The organism is Desulfocurvus sp. (assembly GCF_023230885.1).
Classification (GTDB): domain Bacteria; phylum Desulfobacterota; class Desulfovibrionia; order Desulfovibrionales; family Desulfovibrionaceae; genus Desulfocurvus.
This window is the reverse complement of the sequence record NZ_JALNWM010000166.1, coordinates 1-7,884: the sequence shown is the minus strand read 5'-3', so window position 1 is coordinate 7,884 and position 7,884 is coordinate 1. Positions and strand designations below refer to the sequence as shown.

The window sequence follows — 7,884 nt, the reverse complement described above, 5'->3', positions numbered from 1 at the left end:
GCGCGGTTTCGCCGTGGTGGCCGACGAGGTGCGCAAGCTGGCCGAGAAGACCATGCTGGCCACCAAGGAGGTGGAGGTCCAGGTCGGTTCCATTCAGAGCGGGGTGGCCCGGGGCGTGGAGGTCTCGGAGCAGATGATTTCGGGGGTGGGCGACGCCAACACCCGCAGCGGTGAGGCCCGCGAGGCCCTGGAGCGCATCCGGGGCATGGCCGTGGCCACCTCGGGCAGCGTGGAGGCCATCGCCACGGCCAGCGAGGAGCAGTCCGCCGCCAGCGAGGAGATCGCCTCCGCCGTGGACGAGGTTTCGCATATCGCCGAGCAGACCGTGGAGGGCATGCGCGAGTCCGGGGCTGTTTTGCACGAGCTGCTGGGCCTGCTGGACGAGATGGGCGCCACTGTCCAGGGCATGACCGGCAAGGCTCCGGCCGGGGCCCCGGCCCGGCGCAAGCCCGCCGCACCCGCGGCGCCCGCCGCCGCGCGCCCCGCGCCCCGGGCGGCATCGGCGCCGCGCCCGGCTTCCGGGCCCGCCGCCAAGCCCCGCCCCGCCCCGGCCACCAGGGGCGGCTTCCCCATCCAGTGGGACGACGCGGCCATGTCCGTGCGCGTGGCCGAGATCGACGAGCAGCACAAGGTGCTGGTGTCCATGATCAACGAGCTGAACGAGGCCATGCGCTCGGGCCGGGGCAAGGACGCCCTGGGCGACATGATCCGCGGCCTCAAGGACTATGCGGCCTTCCACTTCGCCCACGAGGAGAAGCTCATGGGCAGCCACGACTATCCGGGGCTTCTGGCCCACAAGGCCCGCCACCGCGAGTTCGTGAAGCAGGTGGTGGATTTCGAGCGGGACTTCAAGTCCGGCAGGGCCGCCCTGACCATGGAGATCATGCAGTTCCTCAAGGACTGGCTGGTGGAGCATATCCAGGGCACGGACCGGAGCTACTCCAAGCACCTGAACGACCGCGGCGTGCGCTAGGGCGCGCCGCCTGCGCCAGGTACGGAAGGCGCCGCCCCGCTCGACGGGGCGGCGCCTTCCGGCTTTTCCGGCGCGCGGGGCTCAGGCCCGGGCCGCGAGCCCCGGCAGGAGCTCCCGGGCGGCCAGCCAGTCCAGCAGCTTGCGGTGTCCGGCGGGAAAGGCCAGGCCCTCCAGCTCCCCGGGGCTGGCCCAGCGCCACTGCACAGCCTCGGTGAGCACGGGGGGCGGCGGCTCGCCGTCCAGGGCCAGGGCGAAGCAGTTCAGGGTCACGCGAAAGCGCGTGTAGCCGTGGCGGATGACCGTCAGCGGCGCGGTCACGCGCACGCAAAAGCCCGTCTCCTCCATGTATTCGCGGACTACGGCCTGGGCGGGCGTCTCGCCCGGTTCCACGCCGCCGCCCGGGAATTCCCACAGCCCGCCCCACACGTCGCCGGGGGCGCGCTTCTGGACGAACACCCGGCCCCGGTGTGTGAGCACGCCCGTGGCCAGGGTCAGGGGCGTGATGTCCTTTTTCCTGCCCGGCACGGGGCGGTGGGCGGCGATGTCCAGCCTGCGGGCCTCGCAGGCCGGGGCCAGGGGGCAGGCGTCGCAGCGCGGCCCGCGCGGCGTGCAGACCAGGGCCCCCAGCTCCATGAGCGCCTGGTTGTGGTCCCGGGCGCGGCCCGGGGGCAGCAGCTCCCCGGCCAGGCGCCACAGCTCGCGCCGGGTGGCGGCCTCGCCCGCGGGCGCGTCCAGGTCGAACAGGCGGCAGAAGACCCGGGCCACGTTGGCGTCCACCAGGGGCTCGTCGTGGCCGTAGGCGATGGAGAGCACCGCGGCGGCGGTGTAGCGGCCGACCCCGGGCAGGGCCAGCAGCGCGTCGCGGGAGTCGGGCACCCGTCCGCCGTGGCGCTCCATCATGACCCGGGCGGCGGCGCGCAGGTTGCGCGCCCGGCTGTAGTAGCCCAGGCCCTCCCAGAGCCGGAGCACCTCGTCCTCGCGGGCGGCTGCCACGGCCGCCACGTCGGGCAGGCGCCCGGTCCAGCGCAGGAAGTAGTCCACGGCGCGGTCCATCTGCGTCTGCTGGAGCATGATTTCGGAAATCCAGACATGGTAGGGCCGGTAATCCTGCCGCCAGGGCAGGGGCCGGCGGTGGGCGGCGAACCAGGGCAGCAGGGCGGACAGGGCGGCGGGGTCGGTGCGTGGCATGGCGTGGGGTCGGGTTGCGGTGGGCCGTGGGCGTGGGCGTGGGCGAGCAGAACACGGAGCGGGCCCAAAGGCAAGGGGGCGGCGGCCCGGCGGCCCCGCCCCGTTCCCGCTCCCGGCCGGGGGCCGCGCGGCTACATGCGCTCGCGGCCCATGTTGATGCCGATGGCCTCGGCGGTTTCGATGAGCTGCGAGGTGGGCGGCACCGTGCGCACCACCCCGGCCAGCTCGGCGATGGGCACCAGCACGATGTCGGGCGTGCGCAGGGCGACCATGTTCCCGAAGCGGCCTTCGGCGGCGGCCTGCACCGCCGCCGCGCCCAGGCGCGTGCCCAGCACGCGGTCGAAGGCGCAGGGCGAGCCGCCGCGCTGGATGTGCCCGAGCACGGTGGTGCGCACCTCCAGGTCGATGTCCTGCTTGATCAGTCCGGCCAGGTGGTTGCCCACGCCGCCCAGCTGCGGCACGCCCTGCAACCTTGTGGTGGCGGCCTCCTGGGTGATGGCGTTGCCGCCCACGGCCACGGCGCCCTCGGCGACCATGACGATGGTGAACGGGCTGCCGCCCTTGGCGCGCAGGGTGATTTTGCGGACCACATGGCGGATGTCGTAGGGGATCTCGGGGATCAGGATGATGTGCGCCCCCCCGGCGATGCCCGCCTCCAGGGCGATCCAGCCCGCGCCCCGGCCCATGACCTCGAGGATCATGACCCGGTGGTGGCTGCGTCCCGTGGTGTGCAGCCGGTCCAGGGCGTCGCAGGCCACCTGTACGGCGGTCTGGAAGCCGAAGGTGTAGTCCGTGCCTTCCAGGTCGTTGTCGATGGTCTTGGGGATGCCGATCATGGGCACGCCCTTTTGCTGGAGCTTGTAGCCGATCTCCAGGGTGCCCTCGCCGCCGACCACGAACAGGCAGTCCAGCCCCAGCTCGCGCACGGTCTGCACGGCCTTGTCCGACAGGTCGCTCACGCGGATGGTCCCGTCGTCGTTCAACTCGCGGTAGGCGAAGGGGTTGCCCTTGTTGGTGGTGCCCAGGATGGTGCCGCCCAGGGTCAGGATGTCGCGGGTGACGGCGGTGTCCAGGGTCATGGTCCGGCCGGTGACCAGTCCGTCGAAGCCGTTCTGGATGCCCACGACCTGGGCGCCGTGCTGGATGACGGCGGCCCGGGTCACGGCGCGGATGACGGCGTTCAGGCCGGAACAGTCGCCGCCGCCGGTGAGGATGCCGACTCGTTTGAGGGTCATGGTGCCTCCTGGGCTTGGTTGGGGGGTCGGGATGTTCTTGCATACCCGGGCCGCGGCCCGGGCGCAATGCCGGGAAAACGCGGCCCGGGCCGGGGGCGCCGCCCTTCAGCCGTCCATGCGCGGGCAGCTCGCGCGGTCGGGGACGAAGCTGCCGACGATCTGCGGCGGCGCGCCGCCCTGGTCCGCGTGCTCCAGCAGGAAGCGCCCCGGGTCGGCCAGCAGCGCCCCGGGCTGCCGTACGGGCACCGTGCGGCAGAACAGCTCGCCCCAGTTGGTGCTGTAGACCAGGGTTGCCTCGCGCAGGGCGGCCTGCTCCCGGGGCTGGACCAGGTTGAGGATGAAAAAGGCGCGCACGATGCGCTCGGGGCGCAGCATCTCGTCGACCTCGGTGTTGAAGGTCGCCTCGGGGGGGAAGAAGGCCGTCAGGCGTTGGAGCAGGTCGTTCAGGTCGCGCGCGGTGACCGGGGAGATGGAGTAGTCGGCGCGGACCTCCATCCCCGGCGCGAACAGGCGGTTGGCCGCCAGCCAGACCAGGATGGCCGCCAGGTCGTCGCCTTTGCGCAGGTCGGCCAGCTGGAGGCGGTCGCGTCCGGCCACCTCCTGGGCGCCCTGGACCTCCCAGCCCCCGGGGCGCCCCGCTGTGCGCTGGCGGGCCAGGAAGTGCAGGATGCGGAAGGTGTTGCCGCCTATGGACAGGAAGGGCACATGCTCGACCTTGTGCCGCCGCCGCGAGAAGCTGGCCGAGATGCGCCGCCCCAGCTTGGTCAGGTCCTCGGGGGTGATGGACACGTCGTCGCCCCGGGGCCGCAGCTCGCGCACGCGGGTGTAGGTGCGCACGATGAAGGCGTTGACCAGCCCGCCCACATGCTCCAGGCGCCGGAAGGACCACGCCCCGCCCGTGCCCAGGCGGGCCTGTTCGTCCTGAAACATGGCGCGCAGCTCGGCGTCCTCCCCGCGCAGGGGCGCGACGTCCGGGGCGCAGGCGTCGGCGATCTTGCCCTTGAGCAGAAACGACAGGCGCACCAGGGTCAGGGAGTCCTTCTCCCCGGCCCGGGCATAGTGCCCGCTGACCTCGCGCAGCAGCAGGACATAGGGGTCCACCTCGGCCAGGGCCGTGCGCCCGGCCAGCAGCCCGGCCTTGACGCGGTCGCACAGCAGGGCCCCCGGGCCCGAGGCCCCGGCGGCCATGTAGCGCTCCAGCAGGCCGAACTTCATGATGGACTTGAACGGGCTGGTCAGCGCCTTGACGATCTGCCACAGGGAGGCGCCGAAGAACTCGCCGGGGGGGATTTCGGCCAGGTTGCCCAGGTCGGCCAGCCCGGCGGCCAGGGGCCCGCGCGCGGCCAGGCGCCGGGCGGCCTCGTAGGCCCGGTCGTCGGCCCCGGGGGGCGTGATCCACCACAGGGGCGCCTTGCCCGCCACGCGCACCGCCGTGCGGTAGAACTCCTCCTTGAGCAGCACGGCCTGGGCCGATCCGGAGCTTTCCTTGTCGCTGAAGCCGAAGTTGTTGCCGCGCACGCGCTCCAGGTCCATGGCAAAGAAGTGGACCTCCAGGCCGAAGGTCCGCGCGGCCCAGCCCTCGATGCGCTCCAGGCGCGCGGCCAGGGCCCCGGCCAGGGCCGGGGTCATGTCCCGGTGGTCGTGGCAGACCCAGTAGTCCAGGTCGGAGGTGGGCGTCTGGGCGGCGGTGCCGGTGCTGCCGATGGTGTAGAGGCCCTCGATGGAGACGGGGGCCGGGGCGTTTTGGGGGGCGGGGTCCGGCGGCGTCAGGCCGGGGAACAGCTCCCTGGCGTCGGCCAGGGTGGTGTAGTCCGGCGCGTAGTTCGCCAGCCGGAAGGCCGCGTCGGGAGCCGCCTGCGGGGCGTCGGGGGCGGTGGTCCCGCCGTCTTCGGGAGGCGCGTCCGGGGCGGCCAGGGCGTCGGCGTGCAGCAGCAGCGGTGCCAGGCGGTAGAAGCGCGAGCGTTGCGGCCCGAGCTTGTGGCGGCACCAGCTCTCGCGGCGCAGGTTGTTGCGCAGGAATGCCGCCAGGGCGGCGCGCTGGGCCCGGGTCTGGAACCAGAGGTCCACCAGGGCCGCTGCCGCCTCGGCCTCCCCGGGGGCGGGCTCCGGGGCCGGGGCGGGCCCCCGGGCGGCCAGGGCCGCGGCCAGGGCGGGCAGGCGGCCGTCCTCCAGGCGCAGCAGGGCCGGATGGTCGGTGGCGGCGGTGGTGGCCCCGGCGACGCGCGTCCCGGCCAGGGTCGCACCCGCCAGGGTCGCCCCGGTCAGCCGCGCGGGCCCCAGGGTGGCCCCGGCGGCGCACGAGAGCACCAGCTCCACCCCGGCCAGCGCCCCGCCCCGTACGGTCAGGGCCGACAGCGAGCAGGCGGTGAAGCGCGTGGTGGCCAGGTCCGTGTCGCACAGGGTCGCCGCGCGCAGGTTGCAGAGCCGGAAGTCGGCGACGGCCACGGTGCCGCCGTAGAGCAGTGCGCCGCGCAGGTCGCAGTGCTCAAGGCGCACCTCGTCCAGGATGCAGTCGTACATCCGGCAGCCGGAGAGGTCGCAGCCCGTCAGGGTGCAGCGGGTGAAGCGCGCCCCGCGCAGCAAGGCTCCGGAAAAGGTCGCGCCCTCCAGGACGCAGTCCTCGAAGATCGCGCCGTCCAGGAAGGCGGCGGAAAAATCGGCCCCGCGCAGGGTCCGTCGCTGGTGGACCGGCGAGCCCTTGGCCCCGCGCAGCCCGTTGGCTCCCGCGCCGTCGAACTGGACGCTCAGGCTCCGGTCCGCGGCGCCCAGGCGGGCCAGCAGGGAGGTCCTGTTGCGTCCGGGCCTGTCCGGGCCGGGTTCGGCGTCGGCGGCAGGGGCCTGGGGCCGCCACGCGGCGGCGGCGGCCCGGGCGTCCTGGGGGGCGCCGATGGTGTCGGGGGCGTCGGGGGCGGGCAGGCGGGCCTCCAGCAGCGCGGCGCCCGCCGCATGGGCGCCCCGGGACAGGGCGGCCAGGAGCGCGCGCACGGAGCGCGGCGCCAGGGTGGCCAGGGCGGCGAAGGTCGCGGGGGCGGCCCGGCGCGCGCCGCCCCGGGCCTTGGCCCAGCCCAGGTATTCGGCGCGCGGCAGCAGCGGCAGCAGGGCGGGCGCGGCGGCGTCCGCGGCCGGATCCTTGGCCGCCAGTCCGGCCAGGATCTTGCCCTGGCCCTTGGGGGCGCAGACGGCCAGCACGGCCAGGGCCCAGCCCTTGACCCGCCGGTCGGGATGCAGGGCCGCCCTGGCGGCGGCCACGGCCAGCTGGGCGTCGGTCCCCGGGCGGCAGCGCAGCACGGCGGGCAGGGCCGCCAGCAGGGTCGGGGCGTGGCGGGTGTCCAGGATGGGCAGCAGGTCGAGGGCGAAGGGCGCGTGCTCCAGCACGGCGTGGCGGGTGATGATTCCGGCCAGCTCGCGGGCCGGGCGGCGGCCCTGGGCTATGGCCTCGGCCGCCTCGGCCAGAGAGTTGCGGACCAGCGTGCCCCAGGCGCCCGCGCGCAGGGCCTCGCCCACGCACCAGGGCACCTCCAGGCCCAGGGCCTCGGCAGCGTCCAGGAAGGCTCCGGCCTGCTCGGCCTCCAGGGCGGCCAGCCGGGGCAGGGCGGCCAGGGCCGCGCCGCGCAGGGGCTCGGTTTGCGGGTGGTCCTCGCCCAGCAGCAGGGCCAGGACGTGGGGCAGCAGCGGCCCTGCGGCCTCGGCCAGATCGGGCCTGCGGCGCGGGTCTGCCTCCGCCGCCCGCAGCAGGACGGCCGTCAGGGCGAAGGCCGCCTCGGGCCCCAGGTGCGGCAGCAGGGCGGCGCAAAGTTCCGCCGCCCCGGCGTCGGCCCGGGGGGCGGCCAGCAGCAGGGCGGCGTCCTGGCGTGCGGCCTGGCCGCCGGGGCCGGGCAGGGCGGCCAGGGCCTCGGCCAGGCGCGCGGCCTCCTCGCGTTCGCGCTCCCTGGGGGCGCGCCGGGTGGCTTCATCCAGGCGGCTCAGCAGGCCCGTGGCGTCGCCGCCTGGGTGCGCGCTGGGCGGGTTGGGAGCGGTCATGCGTGCGCTGCGTCGTGTTGAGGGCTGGGGGTTCGGGGCCGGGCCGGGGGGCAGCATACCCAAAACCCGGCCGAAGTCCAAAGGGAGAGATCAGCCCGCCGCCCCGCCTCCGCCGGCCTGGTCGGCCACGGCCTGGGCCGCGCGGCGCGCGGCCTCGGGGTCGCCCAGGTAGCGCCGCCCCAGGGCGTTCAGGTCGTCGTCCAGCTCGTAGACCAGGGGGATGCCCGTGGGGATGTTCAGCCCGGCCACCTCGGCCTCGCCCATGCCGTCCAGGTGCTTGACCAGCGCCCGCAGGCTGTTGCCGTGGGCCGCCACCAGCACCCGGCGGCCCTGGCGCACCTGGGGCGCGATGACCCGCTCCCAGTGGGGCAGGACGCGGGCCACGGTGTCCTTGAGGCTTTCGCAGCGCGGCAGTTCGTGGGGCGCGAGGTCCGCGTAGCGCCGGTCGGCGCCGGGGTCGCGCGCGTC

Annotated in this window: 5 protein-coding genes; 1 reads left to right on the top strand and 4 read right to left on the bottom strand. The window is 74.9% G+C overall.

The genetic code is table 11. The annotated features are described in order from the left end of the window. Positions 1-973 (top strand): bacteriohemerythrin (locus M0P34_RS11700; RefSeq protein ID WP_291499291.1); only part of this gene is annotated, 973 nt, incomplete at its 5' end. Positions 974-1,054: 81 nt separating this feature from the next. Here the strand turns inward: M0P34_RS11700 and mutY are convergent. The 4 genes from mutY to M0P34_RS11680 form a co-directional block, all read right to left on the bottom strand. Beyond that, positions 1,055-2,161, bottom strand: a complete 1,107-nt coding sequence (mutY, locus tag M0P34_RS11695) for an A/G-specific adenine glycosylase (RefSeq protein WP_291499289.1) — start codon at positions 2,159-2,161, stop codon at positions 1,055-1,057. A gap of 131 nt (positions 2,162-2,292) precedes the next feature. Further along, positions 2,293-3,396 carry an ATP-dependent 6-phosphofructokinase gene (locus M0P34_RS11690; RefSeq protein ID WP_291499287.1) on the bottom strand — a complete coding sequence of 368 codons (1,104 nt, stop codon included), beginning with the start codon at positions 3,394-3,396 and terminating at the stop codon, positions 2,293-2,295. Positions 3,397-3,501: 105 nt separating this feature from the next. Further along, positions 3,502-7,416: a class I adenylate cyclase gene (locus M0P34_RS11685; RefSeq protein WP_291499285.1), complete on the bottom strand. Its 3,915-nt coding sequence runs from the start codon at positions 7,414-7,416 to the stop codon at positions 3,502-3,504. Positions 7,417-7,506: 90 nt separating this feature from the next. Then, a partial coding sequence (locus tag M0P34_RS11680) for a 2,3-bisphosphoglycerate-dependent phosphoglycerate mutase (RefSeq protein WP_291499283.1) occupies positions 7,507-7,884 on the bottom strand: 378 nt, incomplete at its 5' end.

What these genes read in the sequence shown, in the direction of transcription:
- M0P34_RS11685 (WP_291499285.1), bottom strand. Translation starts at nt 7,416, where the DNA reads ATGACCGCTCCCAACCCGCCCAGCGCGCACCCAGGCGGCGACGCCACG.
- mutY (WP_291499289.1), bottom strand. Translation starts at nt 2,161, where the DNA reads ATGCCACGCACCGACCCCGCCGCCCTGTCCGCCCTGCTGCCCTGGTTC.
- M0P34_RS11690 (WP_291499287.1), bottom strand. Translation starts at nt 3,396, where the DNA reads ATGACCCTCAAACGAGTCGGCATCCTCACCGGCGGCGGCGACTGTTCC.